This window comes from Hyphobacterium sp. SN044, assembly GCF_021864465.1.
Taxonomy (GTDB): domain Bacteria; phylum Pseudomonadota; class Alphaproteobacteria; order Caulobacterales; family Maricaulaceae; genus Hyphobacterium.
Window position 1 is genome coordinate 311927 of record NZ_JAKKUV010000002.1, and the last position, 16992, is coordinate 328918.

Annotated in this window: 14 protein-coding genes; 2 read left to right on the plus strand and 12 right to left on the minus strand. The window is 64.5% G+C overall.

The window, feature by feature from the left end; genetic code table 11:
• Window positions 1-21: 21 nt before the first annotated feature.
• Window positions 22-819 carry a nucleoside triphosphate pyrophosphohydrolase gene (mazG, locus tag L5876_RS04475; protein WP_236954899.1) on the plus strand — a complete coding sequence of 266 codons (798 nt, stop codon included), beginning with the start codon at window positions 22-24 and terminating at the stop codon, window positions 817-819.
• Here the strand turns inward: mazG and hflX are convergent.
• The 8 genes from hflX to dusB all read right to left on the minus strand — a co-directional run bounded on the left by hflX (window position 816) and on the right by dusB (window position 10874).
• Window positions 816-2117, minus strand: a complete 1302-nt coding sequence (gene hflX / locus L5876_RS04480) for a GTPase HflX (protein ID WP_236954900.1) — start codon at window positions 2115-2117, stop codon at window positions 816-818. The two genes, mazG and hflX, sit on opposite strands and share 4 nt — an antisense overlap.
• Window positions 2114-2377: an RNA chaperone Hfq gene (gene hfq, locus L5876_RS04485; protein WP_039710837.1), complete on the minus strand. Its 264-nt coding sequence runs from the start codon at window positions 2375-2377 to the stop codon at window positions 2114-2116. Before hfq ends, hflX begins: the two co-directional genes overlap by 4 nt.
• 43 nt (window positions 2378-2420) lie before the next feature.
• Complete coding sequence (locus tag L5876_RS04490) at window positions 2421-3344, minus strand: D-amino-acid transaminase (RefSeq protein WP_236954901.1); 924 nt, start codon at window positions 3342-3344, stop codon at window positions 2421-2423.
• A 6-nt stretch (window positions 3345-3350) separates the two neighbouring features.
• Window positions 3351-4760, minus strand: coding sequence for a potassium transporter TrkG (locus L5876_RS04495; RefSeq protein WP_236954902.1), 1410 nt, complete (start codon window positions 4758-4760; stop codon window positions 3351-3353).
• Window positions 4761-4769: 9 nt separating this feature from the next.
• Window positions 4770-6143: a Trk system potassium transporter TrkA gene (gene trkA, locus L5876_RS04500; protein WP_236954903.1), complete on the minus strand. Its 1374-nt coding sequence runs from the start codon at window positions 6141-6143 to the stop codon at window positions 4770-4772.
• A 19-nt stretch (window positions 6144-6162) separates the two neighbouring features.
• The gene (locus L5876_RS04505; protein ID WP_236954904.1) at window positions 6163-7566 is read right to left on the minus strand and encodes a sigma-54 dependent transcriptional regulator; all 1404 of its coding nucleotides are present in this window, start codon (window positions 7564-7566) and stop codon (window positions 6163-6165) included.
• A gap of 6 nt (window positions 7567-7572) precedes the next feature.
• Window positions 7573-9756, minus strand: a complete 2184-nt coding sequence (locus L5876_RS04510; protein ID WP_236954905.1) for a PAS domain-containing sensor histidine kinase — start codon at window positions 9754-9756, stop codon at window positions 7573-7575.
• A 125-nt stretch (window positions 9757-9881) separates the two neighbouring features.
• The gene (gene dusB, locus L5876_RS04515) at window positions 9882-10874 is read right to left on the minus strand and encodes a tRNA dihydrouridine synthase DusB (RefSeq protein ID WP_236954906.1); all 993 of its coding nucleotides are present in this window, start codon (window positions 10872-10874) and stop codon (window positions 9882-9884) included.
• 68 nt (window positions 10875-10942) lie between these two features.
• On the opposite strand from dusB, the gene L5876_RS04520 reads away from it, so the two are divergent.
• A complete protein-coding gene (locus L5876_RS04520; protein ID WP_236954907.1) occupies window positions 10943-12583 on the plus strand; it encodes a bifunctional 2-C-methyl-D-erythritol 4-phosphate cytidylyltransferase/2-C-methyl-D-erythritol 2,4-cyclodiphosphate synthase in 1641 nt (546 codons plus the stop codon).
• Here L5876_RS04520 and L5876_RS04525 read toward each other — a convergent pair.
• From L5876_RS04525 to L5876_RS04540, 4 genes are read right to left on the minus strand one after another with little or no spacing between them, the layout of a single operon-like run.
• Window positions 12560-13057 carry a type II toxin-antitoxin system RatA family toxin gene (locus L5876_RS04525; protein WP_236954908.1) on the minus strand — a complete coding sequence of 166 codons (498 nt, stop codon included), beginning with the start codon at window positions 13055-13057 and terminating at the stop codon, window positions 12560-12562. The genes L5876_RS04520 and L5876_RS04525 overlap by 24 nt on opposite strands.
• Window positions 13054-14025, minus strand: a complete 972-nt coding sequence (lipA, locus tag L5876_RS04530) for a lipoyl synthase (RefSeq protein ID WP_236954909.1) — start codon at window positions 14023-14025, stop codon at window positions 13054-13056. The genes L5876_RS04525 and lipA overlap by 4 nt, the downstream gene beginning before the upstream one ends.
• 45 nt (window positions 14026-14070) lie before the next feature.
• Window positions 14071-14586, minus strand: coding sequence for a DUF6702 family protein (locus tag L5876_RS04535; RefSeq protein WP_236954910.1), 516 nt, complete (start codon window positions 14584-14586; stop codon window positions 14071-14073).
• Window positions 14583-16958, minus strand: a complete 2376-nt coding sequence (locus L5876_RS04540; protein WP_272906863.1) for a M1 family metallopeptidase — start codon at window positions 16956-16958, stop codon at window positions 14583-14585. The genes L5876_RS04535 and L5876_RS04540 overlap by 4 nt, the downstream gene beginning before the upstream one ends.
• Window positions 16959-16992 lie beyond the last annotated feature (34 nt).

Consider the following 16992-nt stretch of genomic DNA (forward strand, 5'->3'; position numbering starts at 1 on the left):
TTATGCGCCTTTGATATCGTGATGTTCAAGACGACAGACCTGGCCCTCACCGACCTCCTCGCCGTCATGGCGAAACTGCGCGATCCGGAAACCGGATGCCCGTGGGATGTGGAGCAGACCTTCGAGACGATCGCGCCCTACACGATCGAGGAAGCCTATGAGGTCGAGGACGCGATCCGCCGCGGCGATCCGGCCGAGATCAAGGACGAGCTCGGAGATCTCCTGCTGCAGGTCGTCTTCCACGCCCGGATGGCCGAGGAAGCCGGCCTGTTCGATTTCAACGATGTCGCGGCGTCGATCCGCGACAAGATGATCCGCCGTCATCCGCACGTCTTCGGAGATGCGTCCTACGCCAATTCCGCCGAGCAGACGCAGGCCTGGGAAGAGATCAAGGCGGCCGAGCGCAAGGACAGCAAGGGTTCCGACGGCCTCCTTGACGATGTGCCGCTCGGCCTCCCTGCCCTGAAACGCGCCCAAAAGCTGCAGAAGCGCGCGGCCACCATCGGGTTCGACTGGCCGGATGCGGAACGGGTCTGGGACAAGGTGGAGGAAGAACTGGCCGAAGTGCGCGAGGCCGCGGCCAGTGGCGACACTGAAAAGACCGCCGAGGAAATCGGCGATTTGCTTTTCGTTATCGTGAATTACGCACGAAAGCTGAAGCTGGACGCGGAATCCTCGGCACGCGATGCGAATGCCAAGTTCGAACGCCGCTTCCGCCATATCGAGCAGCGCCTGTCGGAAGCCGGCCGCAAGATGAACGAGACGTCTCTGGACGAGATGGAAGCGCTCTGGGTCGAGGCGAAAATGCTCGAGCGCTAGAATTCCTGCCCGTGGTCCGGGAAGGCCACGGCGAACCGGCCCGCATCTTCCGGCGTCAGACGCACCGTCATCGAAATCGCGCCGGTCTCGCTGTTCGTGGTCTCACGCAGGACCGCGCCGTGACTGTGCAGCCAGGCATGCGCCTTGCCCTCGCCCGGCGCGAGTTCCACCGTCATGACGCGGGCCCGCTCCAGCAGGGCGCGCTCGATCGCGGCCATGAAGCGTTCCGTGCCCTCACCGGTCAGCGCTGACATGGCGATCGTCTCGAACACGCCCTCGCCCTTTTTCGGCGGCGCTTCGCCCAGATCGTCATTCCACAAGTCGATCTTGTTGAAGACCTCGATCACCGTCTGGCCGTGATTCACACCGGCTTCGAGACCGTCGAGGATCGATTCCACCTCCGCGCGATGCAGGTCGAAATCCGCAGCCGAAACGTCCATGACGTGGATCAGCACGTCGGCGTCCCGCACCTCTTCCAGCGTGGCGCGGAAGGCGGCGATCAGCTCCGTCGGCAGGTCTATGATAAACCCGACCGTGTCGGACATCAGCGCCTTGATCCCGCTGGGAGTCTCGAACGCCCGGACCGTGGTGTCGAGCGTCGCGAAGGGCATGTCCTTGGCCAGAACGCGCGCGCCGGTGATCCGGTTGAACAGGGTCGATTTGCCGGCATTCGTGTAGCCGACGAGCGCCACGACCGGATACGGCACGTCCTGACGCTGCTTGCGGTGGAGCGCGCGGGTCCGGCGCACGTCATCCAGTTCGCGGCGCAGCTTCGCCATCTTGTCCGCGAGCAGACGCCGGTCGGTCTCGATCTGGGTTTCGCCGGGACCGGCAAGGAAGCCGCCACCGCCGCGCTGACGTTCGAGGTGGGTCCAGGTGCGCACCAGACGCGAACGTTCATAGGCCAGCCGGGCCAGTTCGACCTGCAGCCGGCCTTCCTTGGTCCGCGCGCGCCGGCCGAAGATTTCGAGGATCAGGCCCGTCCGGTCGACGACCTTGACGTTCCAGGTCTTCTCCAGATTGCGCTGCTGGACCGGGGAGAGCTTGGCATCGACGACGCAAACGGCGGCGCCCTTCTCTTCCAAAGTCAGACGGATCTGTTCCGCCTTGCCGGACCCGAAGAAGCGGCCCGGATCGATGGCGCGGACATGGGTGATGTCCCCGCCGGCGAGTTCGAGGTCGAGCGCCTCGGCGAGACCGCATGCCTCTTCCAGCCGGGCGTCCACATCATAGGCGCGCCCGCTGATCTGCGGATGGATGACGTAAACCCGGTCGGCCGGGGTTTCGGTTTCGATCAAGCCTCGCCGTCCTGATCACCGTCATCGCGTTCCGCTTCGAAGAGCGAAACCGGCTGGGACGGCATGATGGTCGAGATTGCGTGCTTGTAGACCAGCTGCGACTGGCCATCGCGGCGCAGCAGAAGACAGAAATTGTCAAACCAGGTGACAATGCCCTGCAGCTTCACGCCATTGACCAGAAAGATCGTCAGCGGGGTCTTCGACTTCCGGACCGCGTTCAGAAACACGTCCTGCAAATTCTGCTTCTTATCCTGGGACATGCCTTTTCTCCCCGCGACTCGCGCGGCTCACACACTCAATGTCTCAAGGTATACGCCGCTTCGTCCTGCGCGCAACCAGTGGACCGGCCTCTCGTTTGTGCAACGCAACAGAATTTTGCCGCGCTGCAGTAAGATAGGCCGTGCGGAGCGCCTTGGCCACCGCACCCGGTCTTCCGTCGCCGATTTTCTGGCCGTCGATCGCAACCACGGCGGTGACATGGGCCGAAGCTGACGTCACGAAGGCCTCCTTCGCCGCCAGCGCCTCGTCCCGGGTGAAAGCCCGTTCCTCGACGCGGAGTTTCTCGCCGCTTGCGGCCTCGATCACCGCCAGGCGGGTGATCCCGTTCAGGATGGAATTCGATGCCGCACGCGTGACCAGCACATTGTCCGGGGTCAGGATCCAGGCGTTGGACGACGAACCCTCGGTGATCGTGCCATCCGGATCGATCAGCCAGGCCTCGCCCGCGCCGGTCTCCTTGGCGGCCTGCTTGGCGAGTGCGTTGGGCAGCAGGGACACCGTCTTGATGTCCCGCCGTCCCCACCGGATGTCCGGCAGGGTGATGACGCTGATCCCCTTCTCCGCCCTGGCCTCCGCGGTCTTCATGTCGGTCCGCTTGGCGGTGACGATGACGGTCGGACTGACCGCGGGTGACGGGAAGGCATGGTCGCGCGGGGCCACGCCGCGTGAGACCTGCAGGTAGACCAGACCGTCGCGAAGACGGTTGCGGCGCACGATCTCGTGCAGGACGAGCGTCAGCGCGTCGTCGCTCATCGGAACCGCGATGTGCAATTCGCCGAGCGAGCGGCGCAGGCGCTTCAGATGCCCGGGCGTATCGAGCAAGCCCCCTGCCCTCACTGCCCAGACCTCGTAAACGGCATCGGCGAACTGGTTGCCGCGATCCTCGATGTGAACCGCCGCATCGGCATGGGGCAGATAGGCACCGTCGACATAGGCAATGCGGGGCATAAGGCGTCAGTCCTTCCTTAGAATGGCGAGAAGCGCGGCCGCGCCGGCCATGATTTCCAGTCGTCCGAGCACCATCACGACGATGAAGAGAATCTGGTTCGGCGTCGAGAACACCGCCCAGCTTTGCCCGCCTTCAGCGCGGTCGAACAGCGGGCCGGCATTGGCGATCGCCGCCATGGAAGCCGTCCAGCCCTGCTCGAAGCCGTCGCCGAGCGCCGAACCGATGACGGTCGAGATCGTGACCGTCGCGATGAAGGCGAGCACGGTCGTCCAGAGCGCCGTAAAGCCGCCGCTTCGCGCATCCTTGTTTCGGTAGCGCATGTTGAGCACGCTCGACGGGTGCGGCAGGCGGCCGAGATCGGTGAAGATCTGTCGCCAGAGCAGGACAAAGCGCGAGACCTTGATCCCGCCCGTCGTCGAGGCCGCTGAACCCCCGACCAGTGCCACGAACAGGGCGGCAACCGGCAGGAAGCCGCTGTCCGCGCTCGCCGTGAATCCGGCCGTGGTGATGGCAAAGATGGCCTCGGCGAGGGTCGACAGTGGCTGTGCGGCATCGACCGAAACCATCGAGATGCCCCACAGCGCGAACAGCAGGCCGAAAAAGCCGATCATTTCGGGATCGGGCCGCCAGTCATGGCCGCGATTGAGCGTCCACAGCACCGCGATGTTGATCGAGGCGATCAGGCAGGCGCCGCACAGGATGACCGTCGCCATTGCCGGGTAGTGCAGGGTCAACGGACCGCTCACCGGGCTGTAGCCTCCGGTGGAGAGTGCCGATAGAGACAGGCAGATCGCGTCAAAGGCCGGTACGCCGGTGATCAGGAGCAGTGTGAAGCAGATCAGCATCAACAGGGCGTAGACGACGAATATTCGCTGCGCGGCGATATGCAGGTGCGAGAAGACGTTGTCCTGATCGACGGTAAGCAGAATCGTCTTGCGAAGCTGTTGAGCGCCGCGATCGAGCACAGCCAGCAAGCCCGCCGCGAAGACCAGCGTACCGAACCCGCCGGCAAAGCTCATCACGGAACGCCACAGGACCACTTCCCGCCCTGCCTCGGCTGGCGGAACGAGGATCGCTCCGGTCGTGGTGAGCGCGGAATAGGCTTCGAACACCGAGTCCATGGCCGTGAATTCCGGAACCAGCAGAGCAAAGGCGGGGGCCGCGAACACGGGCGAGATCGCCCAGGCCAGCGCAACAAAGGCCGACACGTCCGCGCCGCGGGTTCGGGTTCCGGACTGGCTGGTGGCCAAGGCCACAACTCCGCCGACCAACAGCGGCAGAAGCGCCGTCACGGCATAGGCCACCGCCGCCGCCATCAGCGAAAAGGCAAGCGCGAGGAGGCTTGCGGCGATCATGAAACTGCCGAGAGCGATCCAGCTGAGCCCCAGGGGCCGGAGGAAAGCGAGGCTGTCCACGCCAGCGCGTCAGAAGTATTCGAGACTGACCCGGAAAAGCTGCTCGACCTTGGTCACGAGCGCTGTTTCCGCGAACAGGAGGACACGGTCGTTTTCCCGGACGGTTTCCCCGTCACCGGGCATGAGCACCTTGTCACCGCGCACCACCGCGCCGAGCGTGACGCCGTCGGGCAGATCCATGTCGTCGATCGCCTTGCCAACGAGCGGCGAGGTTGCGAGCGCCACGCCTTCGAGCGCTTCTGCCTTGCCGCCACCAAGCGATTGCAGACCTGTGATCCGGCCACGGCGGATATGCTGGAGGATGGTCGAAACGGTCGTGGACCGCGGATCGATGAAGGCGTCGATGTCGAGCGGCTCACGCAAATCGGCGAAAGCCTGCTCATTGACGAGGCAGATGGTACGCGCCGCCCCTTCCCGCTTGGCCATGACGGCGCTCATCAGATTGACCTTGTCGTCATTGGTCACGCAGACGACGAGTTCGGCCCGATCGGCCGCCGCCTCACGCAGCAGGCCGGGCGACAAGCCGTCACCGTGAAGCACGACCGTCTTGCGCAACTGGTCAGCCGCGGCCTCGGCCTTCTTCTTGTCGGCCTCGATCAGGCGGACTTTCAGGCCACCGAGACGTTCCAGTGACCGGGCGACATAGACGCCGATATTGCCCGCGCCAACGATCACGACGCGGCGAACCTTCTGGCTGGCGCGGCCGAAGATGTCGAGTACGCGGTCGAGCCGCGCCGGCTCGATCACCAGATAGGCCTCGTCTCCGGCCAGAAGCGGATCCGACCGGTCCGGAATGAACATCTTTCCGTCGCGGTCGATGCCGACGAGGGTCAGGCGAAGGTCGGGGAAGAGTTCACGCAGTTGGTCGGGCGAAGACCCGGCAACAGGCGAATTCTCGTCGACCTGCAAGCCGAGCAACTGGATCCGTCCGCCTGCGAACAGCGCGGTGGTGAAGGCGCCCGGCGTCTCCACGCGCTGCAGGATGGCACGGCCGACTTCCAGTTCGGGCGAGATCACCACGTCGATCGGGAGGTGTCCTGTCGTGAAAAGGTCACGCCAGGCCGGTTCGAGATAGCTTTGCGCCCGGACGCGCGCGATCCGCATCGGTGTGTTGAACAGCGAATGCGCCACCTGACAGGCGATCATGTTGGTTTCGTCGGAATAGGTGACGGCGACCAGCAATTCCGCGTCAGCCGCGCCAGCGCGTTCCAGCGCATCCGGGTGGGATCCGTGCCCGACCACGCCGCGGACATCGAGATCGGTCGTGATCTTGTTGATCAGCTCCGGCGACCAGTCGACGACCGTCACCGAATTGCCTTCTCGCGAGAGCGCGCGGGCGATCCCGTATCCGACACGGCCTGCACCGCAGACGACAGCTTTCATGTGAAATCTCCCGCGATCTCTATTCGATCATATCGTCGAGATCGGCGCGTGCCGAGGCAGGCGTCACACCCAGTGATTTGAGCTTCCGATGGAGCGCCGAACGCTCCATGCCGATAAAAGCCGCCGTGCGTGAGATATTCCCGCCGAACCGGCTGATCTGGGCCTTCAGGTATTCGCGCTCGAAATTCTCGCGTGCCTCGCGCAGCGGCAGCGCGATCATCCGTTCGGCGTCGAACCCGGCCTCGCTGGTTTCGCGTCCCGCGACTTCCGACGGCAGGGAATCGAGTGTGATCGGCTGATCATCGTCGCCGGAAGCGAGGATCAGCAGACGCTCCACATTGTTGCGGAGCTGGCGGACATTGCCCGGCCAGTCGTGGGCCTGCAGCGCGGCCATCGCGTCCTCGCCGATCTGACGGCGGCTGAGGCCGGACATGGACGTGATCCGGGTGATGAAGTGATCGACGAGCAGCGGAATGTCCTCGCGCCGGTCGGCCAGGGCCGGGATCTGGACCGGAACCACGGCCAGCCGGTGATAGAGATCCTCCCGGAAACGCCCCTGCCCGATCAGGTCGCGCAGATCCTTGGATGAACTGGACACGACGCGGACATTGACCTGAACGTCCGTCGTGCCGCCCAGGCGGTGGAAGCGCTGGTCGATCAGCATGCGCAGCAGCTTGTTCTGCGAAGCCGTCGGCATGTCGCCGATCTCGTCGAGGAAGAGCGTACCGCCATGTGCGCGCTCCAGAAGACCCACCCGCGTGACGGTGCCGTCATCAGCCTCGTGGCCGAACAATTCCTCTTCGACCATGTCCGGCGCCATACCGGCCGCGTTCACCGCGATAAAGCCGGCGTCGGCGCGGGGCGAGCTGGCATGGATCAGGCGCGCGACGAGTTCCTTGCCGCAGCCCGCCGGGCCGGAAATCAGCACGCGTGAATTGGTCGGCGCGACCCGGTCAATCAGGTGGCGAAGCTGGGCGATCAGCGGCGACTTGCCGACCAGTTCGGTCTCGAGATCGACCTTGGTGCGCAGCTCGGCATTCTCGCGGCGCAGGCGCGAGGTCTCAAGCGCACGCTCGACGGTAACGAGCAGTTTGTCGCTCTTGAACGGCTTTTCGAGGAAGTCGTAAGCGCCCTTCCGGATCGCGGCGACGGCAGTCTCGATCGTGCCATGGCCGGAGATCACGATCACCGGCAGGTCCGGGTCGGTCTTGCGGATCACGTCGAGGAGTTCGATCCCGTCGAGACGGCTGCCCTGCAGCCAGACATCGAGAACGATCAGCGACGGCTTGCGCGAGCGGATCGCCTGCAGCGCCCCGTCTGCATCTGCCGCTTCGCGCGCCTGATAGCCTTCGTCTTCAAGAAGGCCCGAGATGAGGTCGCGGATATCGTCCTCGTCATCGACGATCAGGATATCTTTCGCCATGACGCTTTACGCTCCTGTTGCAGTCGTTACGGCCGCCGGGTCGACCGAGTCGGCCAGCGGGAAGAAAAGACGGACAATCGCGCCGGAACCGGAGTCGGGCACGTCCAGTTCGAGGCGGCCCTGATGGTCCTCCATGACGCGCTTCACGATCGCAAGACCGAGGCCAGTGCCCTTCTCGCGGGTCGTCATATAAGGCTCGGTCAGGCGTTCGCGGTCCGCTGTCGGCCAGCCCAGCCCGTTGTCGCACACCTCGATCGCGGCGAATCCGCGTTCGGTGGTCAAGGTGACGGCGATCCGGCCCTGGAGCGCCTTCCCGCCATCGCGATCGCAGCGCGCGGTCACGCTTTCAGCCGCATTCTTCAGGATGTTCGCCAGCGCCTGAACCGCGAGGCGCTCATCGCAGAGCGCACGGACCGGGTCGGCCGGTGCGGTGAATTCCACCTTCAGATCAGGGCTGGCCACGCGCTGCGCGAAGACCGCGCTCTGCACCATCGAGGTCACATCCGCCGGCGCGACCTTCGGGGTCGGCATGCGGGCGAAGGACGAGAATTCATCGACCATGCGGCCGATATCGCTGACCTGACGGACGATCGTGTCGGTGCAGCGGTCGAAAGTCTCGACGTCGTGATCCTCGACATGCTTGCGGTATTTCCGGCGCAGCCGCTCGGCCGAGAGTTGAATCGGCGTCAGCGGGTTCTTGATTTCGTGCGCGATACGGCGCGCCACGTCGCGCCAGGCGGCGTTCCTCTGCGCGGCGACGAGGCGGGAGATGTCGTCGAAGGTCAGAACGAGGCCGGCATCGGACGTGACGGCGGCGCGGACGTTCAGCGAGAGGGCCGCTTCGTCGGAGGATTCGATTTCGGTCTGCAGTTCCGCGACTTCACCGGGACGTTTTCGCGCCGCCTCGACCGCAGCCAGCAGCGACGGTGCGACCTCTCCGATCGGATGGCCGACAAGCTGGTCCTCGTCGCGCTCGAGCAGCGCACAGGCCGAGCGATTGACCAGGGTGACGCAATTGTCCTCGTCGAGGCCGATAATGCCTGCCGTCACGCCGGCCAGCACGGCCTCGGTGAAGGCGCGGCGGCGTTCGGATTGCGCATGGGACGCAACCAGCTCACGCCGCTGTCCACGCAGCTGGCGCGTCATGCGGTTGAAGGCGAGGCCGAGCGTGGCGATCTCGTCGTCCTCGCGCTTCACTTCGACGCGCGCATCTAGATCGCCGCGACGGACGCGTTCGGCGGCGCCAACGAGGTTGGAAACCGGCCGGACGATCCGGGTCGCAGCGCCAAGCGCCAGCGAGATTGCCGCCAGCACGATCAGCAAGGCCGTCTCGAGATAGACGAGGATGTAGATCGGGCCGAGCTGGGCTTCGCGCTGACCCGCGTTTCTGAGCTCGACGATCGCCGTTTCGGCGCGTTGCAGGACCGACAGGTCGATATTCAGGAAGACATAGAGATAGGCGTCTTCATAGGCCGTCATCTGCATCAGGGCTCGCATCGACGCGTCGCCGGCACTCGCCTGTTCCGGCGTCGACACACCGATGTCGCCGTCGCGCGCGAGCTCGAAAAGGCGTGGCGAGGGCGGGATGAAGGCCGGGCTGTCGGGCGTCTCCGCACGCGCCAGAACGGTGCCCTGCCCATCCACGATGTAGGAGGCCTGAAAACCGCGCACGATCGTCTGCTGACGCAAATACTGTGTGTACTGGATCCGGGCGTTGGAGAATGCCGTGACCGCATCGGCCTGACTGAGATCGAGCGACATCAGACGCATCTGTTCCGACGCTTCGCCGGCCTCGCGTTCCACGACCTCACGCGCAGCACTGGCGGCGCCTTCCACCACCGCGCTGACGCGTTCGCCGAACCAGTATTCGACGCCGCGAGTCAAAACCCCGCCGAGGAAGACGGCGACGAGGATGGTCGGGATCGCCGCCGCGATCGTGAACATCGCGATGAAGCGAAGGTGCAGGCGCGGCGCGGGCTCACCAAAACGCCGGCCCGTCAGGCGGCGCGCCACGCGCCAGCCGACCACGACGGCCAGTCCGGCGATGATGACGATGTTGATGTAGAGCAGAACCCGAAGCGGCGATGATCCGCCCGAACCCGCCTCATTGCCGAGGATCAGCTGGAAAGCCGCCGCCGCGAGAATGACGATAGCGATGGCAAAACCGCCGCCCACCAGGCTCGAATACAAGCTTGGCGGGCTGATTGCGCGCCGTAAGGCACGGGAAGTCGGAGCGGATTTCGCGGTCACATTGAGAGACTAAACCCGCCTGTTGCCGACAATCAACAGCGATGTGTTGTTCCGGCAACAGCGGATCAGGCCGCGACTTTCCCCGAAGCCAAGGTCAGGCAGTTCTCCAGCGCATGCAGGGCTTCGGCCTCTGTCTGGGCCCGGCACAGCGCAGACCGCAGGAGAGGTTGATCGGCTTCCGGCATCTCCGCCTCGACAAATGAGGCGAAGTGTTTGCGCATCATCCGGATGCCGATGTGATCCTCATAGAGCGCGATCGAGTCGCGGAGCTGGTGTGCGAGGGCCTCGAACTTGCGGTCCAGCGGAACCTGAAACGCCCTGCCCTCCAGCTCGGCGGCGATCTGGCCCGGTAGCCAGGGCAGGCCTTGCGCGGCGCGGCCAACCATCACCATGTCGGCGCCGGATCTCTCGAGCGCCTCGCGCGCCTGTTCGACCGTTCCGATATCGCCATTGACCACGAGCGGAATGGTGATGGCTTCCCGAACGGCGCGAACGGCGGACCAGTCCGCACGCCCCTTGTAGAATTGCTGTCGCGTGCGGCCGTGCACGGTAACCATCTGCACCCCGGCAACCTGCGCCCGCCGGGCGAGTTCGGGGGCGTTGATCGTGTCGTGATCCCAGCCGAGCCGCATTTTCAGCGTTACCGGCACGGTGACCGCGCCGACGGTCGCCTCGACCAGTGTCATGGCGTGATCGAGGTCGCGCATGAGCGCCGATCCCGACAGGCCGCGCGTCACCTGCTTCGCCGGGCAGCCCATATTGATGTCGATGATGTCCGCCCCGGCCTCTGCGGCGAGTTCTGCGCCGATCGCCATCCATTTTGCCTCGCGCCCGGCAAGCTGGACGATGTGCGGGCCGCCACCGGTATCGTCGCGGGCCATGCGGCGGATCACATCATCTCGCCCCTGCGCCAGGCTTTCACTGGCGACCATTTCGCTGAAGACCAGGCCGGCGCCGAACGCCCAGGCCTGCCGCCGGAAGGGCAGATCGGTGACGCCCGACATCGGCGCCAGCAGCACGGGCGCGCGCACGGCATGATTTCCGATCTTCACCGTCATGGGCTGGACTTTGGGCCGTTCCTGTCTGAAATCGGCGCGGACCCTAGTGAAACCTGACTGGAGCCGCAATGCCTCGCACCGCCGCCATCATCGTTGCCGCTGGACGCGGCCTGCGCGCGGGTGGCGGGGTTCCGAAACAATACCGGATGCTGGGCGGTGTCCCCGTCCTTCGTCGCACGGCCGAAGCGTTCGACCGGCATCCCGATGTCGAAACGCTCGTGGTCGTGATCCATCCGGGCGATGCGCGGCTCGCGCACGACGCCCTCGGCGGGATCGAAGCTGATCTCGTGCCGGGCGGAGAGACGCGTACCGCGTCTGTTCGGGCCGGACTGGCCGCCCTGCCCGCGGGAACGGATCATGTCCTGATCCACGATGCGGCTCGGCCATTGGTGTCTCGCGAGGTGATCGATCGGGTGATGGCAGCGTTGAAGGATTCAGACGGCGCCCTGCCCGTCCTTCCGATCGCTGACGCGCTCTGGCGCGGGGCGGACGGGCTGGCCGTAGATGCCATCGATCGTTCAAAGCTCTATCGGGCGCAGACACCGCAAGGGTTCCGCCTGCAGGCGCTGAAGGCGGCCTATGACCGCCTGCCCGAGAATGCTGCGATGGCGGACGATGCCGAAGTCGCGCGTGCGGCAGGTCTTGCCGTGACCCTGGTGGAGGGCGCGGAAGAGAATTTCAAACTGACACTCACGAGTGATTTCGAACGCGCGGAGCAGATCTTGACCAGCGGCGATTGCGTGACGGGAAGCGGGTTCGACGTTCACCGGCTGGAGCCAGCGAACCACATGATGCTGTGCGGGGTCCGCGTCGAGGAGGGTCTGGGCCTCGTCGGTCATTCGGATGCCGATGCCGGCCTGCACGCGATCACGGATGCCCTGCTCGGTGCGATCGCCGCCGGTGATATCGGTCAGCACTTCCCGCCCAGTGATCCGCAATGGCGCGGCGCTTCCTCCGACCGTTTCCTCGAGCACGCCGCCGGACTGGCGCGATCGGCCGGCGCGGATGTCCGGCATGTCGATGTGACGCTGATTTGCGAACGGCCCAAGGTCTCGAAATACCGTGACGCCATGCGGACACGGATCGCCGAGATACTCGATGTCCCGGTGGCCCGGGTCAGCGTCAAGGCAACCACCACTGAAGGATTGGGCTTCACCGGACGACGGGAAGGCCTGGCGGCGCAGGCGAGCGTTACAGTCAGACGCGGTGCGGGTGCCCTGCCCGCGCCGTCATTGCGCGAGCTGGCGAACGAGGTGCTGGAGCGCGCGCGAAAAGCGGGCGTGAAACTCGCCACGGCGGAGAGCTGCACCGGCGGTCTGATTGCGGTCAGCCTGACCGAGATCGCGGGAAGCTCTGACGTCGTCGATCGCGGTTTCATCACGTATTCCAACGCCGCGAAACACGACATGCTCGGCGTCCCGATGGATCTTTTCGAGTATCCCGGCCCGGGCGCGGTATCCGAAGAGGTGGCTCGCGCCATGGCGGCCGGTGCGAAAGCCAATTCCAACGCGCAATTTGCGGTCGCCGTGACGGGTGTCGCAGGTCCGGGAGCGTCAGAGAACAAGCCTGAAGGCCTTGTCTGGTTCGCACTGGCGGGGCCGGAAGGGGTGTCGGCTCACAAGAAGGAATTCGGCGCGCTCGGGCGTTCGAATGTGCGCACGGAGACGGTGCGGTTCGCGCTTCAGTTATTGCGCGACGCGATCCGCTGACCAGTCGTAGTCTTCAGCGCCGACCGTCTCGTAGCGCTTGTCCGCCTCGCTGCGGAAGGCATCGATGATGAAGTGCACGGCGCGTTCCTTGTTCGCGGCCAGCAGCATCTGAAGCAGCGGATTGGAGAATTCGAAGTCGATCATGAAATCGACGAGGGTCGAACCGTCATCGAGGCGATGGAACACCCAGGAATTCTTCAGCGTGTTGAACGGCCCCTCGATCAGGGAGACCTCGACCCCCAGCACGTCACGATCGAGCGTTACGGCGGTTGTGAAACGTTCGGTCACGAAGCGATAGCGGGCCACCGCCTCGGCTTCAAGCCAGGTTACGGAGCCTTCGACGCTTTCCTTGCGCACCCGCAAGGCACTCAGATACTTGATGAATTGCGGGTAACGGCGGACATCCGAGACGAGTTCGAAAACGTCCTCCGGCCGGTGCCGGATCCGCATGCGTTCGTCCAGGCGACTGCTCACGCCTTCGCGAGCTCCGCCTCGCGCGCGGCGCGGAGCCGCTTGAAATCGTCGCCGGCGTGATAGCTCGACCGGGTCAGCGGTGTGGCGGAGACCATGAGGAAACCCTTGGCCCGGGCGATCGTCTCATAGGCCCGGAATTCCTCGGGCGTGACGAAACGGTCGACCGGCGCATGCTTGCGCGTCGGCTGCAGATACTGGCCGATGGTCAGGAAGTCGATGCCGGCGGACCGCATGTCGTCCATCACCTGCATGACCTCTTCCTTCGTCTCGCCGAGGCCGACCATGATGCCGGACTTGGTGAACTGGGAGGGGTCACGTTCCTTCACCCGCTCCAGAAGGCGCAGGGAGTGGTAGTAGCGCGCGCCCGGCCGGATCGAGAGATAGAGCCGCGGCACGGTTTCCAGATTATGGTTGAACACGTCGGCGCGTGCATCGACGACCTGTTCGAGCGCCCCGGCCTTGCGCAGGAAGTCCGGCGTCAGGATCTCGATCGTCGTTTTCGGAGAGGCACTGCGGATCGCGTTGATCACGTCCTCGAAATGCTGGGCGCCGCCATCGTCAAGATCGTCGCGGTCGACCGAGGTGATCACGACGTGCTCAAGTCCCATCGTCACGACGGCCTCGCCGATCCGGCGCGCCTCGTCGTGATCGACCGGCGCGGGCATGCCCGTCTTCACATTGCAGAAGCTGCAGGCGCGGGTGCAGGTGTCGCCCAGGATCATGAAAGTCGCGTGCTTCTGCGACCAGCATTCCCCGATATTCGGGCAGCCGGCCTCCTCGCACACGGTCACGAGACCGTTTTCCTTCACGAGTTTCTTGGTCTCGGAGAAGACCTCGCCCATCGGCGCGCGGACGCGGATCCAGTCCGGCTTGCGCTGGATGGGTGAATCCGGACGCTTCTGCTTTTCCGGGTGACGGGCAGCGCGCGCCTTGGCGGCTTCGGAGAGATTATCGATCAGGGTCGCCATAACGCGGCGGAAAATGGCGCTGTTACGCCGACACTTCAAGCCGGGTCAGCGGTCGGGGAAGTCGACGGTCCCGGTTCCGCGCCGTCCCGGTATCTGGAGAATGGTCCGCACAACGTCGCCGCAGATCACATTCGTCATGTTGGCCTGGTCAGGAAAGGCCTCGATCAGCAAGCGATTATCTATGCTTACGCGATCATATTCATCCGGCATGGGGGCCACGAAATAGATCCAGGCAAACTGGCCATCCACCTCCGCTCCGACATAGTCGAGTTGCAGGGTCGCCCCGGCCACGCCGATGTCGAATCGATCCCGGGCATAGGTTTCCGCCGCGGCGAGCCAGATTTCACCGAGCGGCGGCGTATCGTCATCCATGCCGGATTCGATCAGCGCCACTTCCAGGTCGTGAAAGAAGACACGGTGCGCGATCTCCAGCTCGCCCGTGTTCTCGTTCGGGCGGACTTCGGTGAGCGCGGAGTGAATGCGGTGCGCCCAGGCAGACGGTGCGGCGGCGAGCGCGAGGCCCGCCGCCAGACCGATTGCGAGAGCGCGGAACCCGGTCACTCGTCGTCGCCGCCGCGTTCCGGACGCGTATCGAGGCTGTCATTCGACACGGTCAGATCCATGTCCTGCATCATGTTGGTCGATTGCGAGGATCGGTAGAGTTCGATCCGCGAGCGGCGGATTTCCGGCGGGAAGACATTGTCCGACCGGTCGGCATCCGCGATCTCGTGCAGCGGGTCGATTTCCAGCCGGACGAGTTCCCGGTCGGTTGCATACTGCCAGGTTACCTCGTTGGCGTTTCGGCGCCAGATCTGCGCCGGGATACGGACATGTTCCGTCGTCCCGTCGGAGAAGCTGAGATCGAGGATGATCGGCATCACCACGCCGCCATCATTGCGGAAGGTCATCAGATAGATGTTCGTGCCGCTTTCGAGAAATTCGCGCTCCCAGTCCTCCAGTCCTTCCAGATAGCGTTCATAGGTGCGCCGTTGGGCGTTGGTGACGATGTGCTCGTCGTTGAGGCTGTAGAAGTCGACGACTTCGGGATTGCGCTGGGCATAGGTCTGGATACCGGCCTCACGATTGTTCCGCTGGGTCAGCGACTCGGGAAGCGCGTCCTCTTCCTCGCGCGCCAGCGCGTTCTCGATTTCCGGATTGCCGGTATCGACCTGCGCGAGGACGATCGATTCGAGGCCGATATCCACGTGTTCGGTCGAATAGAACCAGCCACGCCAGAACCAGTCGAGATCGTGACCGGACACCTCTTCCATCGTGCGGAAGAAGTCGTAGGGCGTCGGGCGCTTGAAGCGCCAGCGGCGGGCATAGGTCCCGAAGGCCTCGTCGAACAGTTCGCGGCCGAGGATGGTCTCGCGCAGGATGACCAGCGCGGTCGCTGGCTTGGAATAGGCGTTCGGGCCAAGCGCCGTCACCGCGTCCGACTGGGTCATGATCGGCTGTTGGTTGGACGAGGTCATGTAGCCGATGATGCTGTCGGGCTCGGCCTCATTGGTCGGGTAGTCCTCCTCCCAGAGACGCTGGGTCATGAAGTCGAGGAAGGAATTGATCCCCTCGTCCATCCAGGTCCATTGGCGCTCGTCGGAATTGACCGTCATCGGGAAGTAGATGTGGCCGATCTCGTGCGCCACGACACCGATCAGGAAGCGTTTCGTGCCCCGCGAATAGGTGATGTTGCCGTCTTCGTCGCGGACCGTGCGCGGGCCGTTGAAGGTGATCATCGGGTATTCCATCCCGCCAACCGGCCCGGAAACCGACTGCGCCGTCGGATAGGGATAGGGGAAGGAGAAGCTGGAATAGACATCCAGCGTGTGCTCGATCACCCGGGTGGAATAGGCCGACCAGATCGGCTCGTTCTCGTTCGGATAGAAGGACATGGCCAGCACGGTGTCGGGATACTCCCCTTCCCCGTCCTGCTGCACGCCGAGCGCGTCCCAGATGAACTTGCGCGAACCCGCCCAGGCAAAGTCGCGGACATTCTCGGCGCGGAACTGCCAGGTGGCGGTTTCATCCGTGCCTTCGCGTTCGTTGGCGAGGGCTTCCTCGCGCGTCACGACGAAGACCGGCTCCTCTGACGTCATCGCCTGCTCCAGGCGGTCGCGCTGGGCCTGCGTCAGCACGTTTTCCGGGTTCTGCAGCTCGCCGGTCGCGGACACGATGAAGTCAGCCGGGACGGTGATCGCGACTTCGTAATTGCCGAACTCCAGCGTGAATTCACCGCTGCCGAGGAAGGGCAGGTTGTGCCAGCCCTCATAGTCGGTGAAGGCAGCCGCGCGCGGGAACCATTGCGCCACGAGATAGATGCAGTCGCCGTTCTCGGTCTCTTCCTCGAAGCATTCATAGCCGGCACGCGCGCCGACCACGTTCTCCTCGGGCAGATTGTATTCCCACGAGATGGTGAAGGAGACCTCCTCGCCGGGCTGAAGGACTTCGGGCAGGTCGATCCGCATCAGCGTGTCGACGAGACGGGTTTCGAGCGCCCGGCCCTCGGAATCGGTCACGGTGCCGACATCGAAGCCGCCTTCCCATTCCTGCATGCGCATCATGCGGCGGGCAGCCCCGGAAGAAATCTGGTCGGTGCTTGTAACGGTTCTGGTGAGATTGTCCCAGCTGTCCCGGCGGAAGCGGTTCTGGTCCATCAGGAACCAGAGATAGTCGAGCGCAAAGGGCGAGTTGTTGTGATAGGTGATCTCGGCGATGCCGCTGATGCGCTTGGCATCCTCGTCAAGCCGCACATCGATCCAGTAATCGACCTGCTGCTGCCAGTATTCCGGTCCGGGCGCGCCGTGCGCCGGGCGGATTTCGTTCGGCGTCGGCCAGTCCTCGTTCTCGAGCTGGCGGAAGGCGTCACGATAATCGCTGACGGTCTGACGGATGGTCTGGGCTTCGGCAGTGGCCGAAATCGTCATCATGGCCATAGCGGCCAGAAGCAGGTGTCTCACAGCAGTCTCC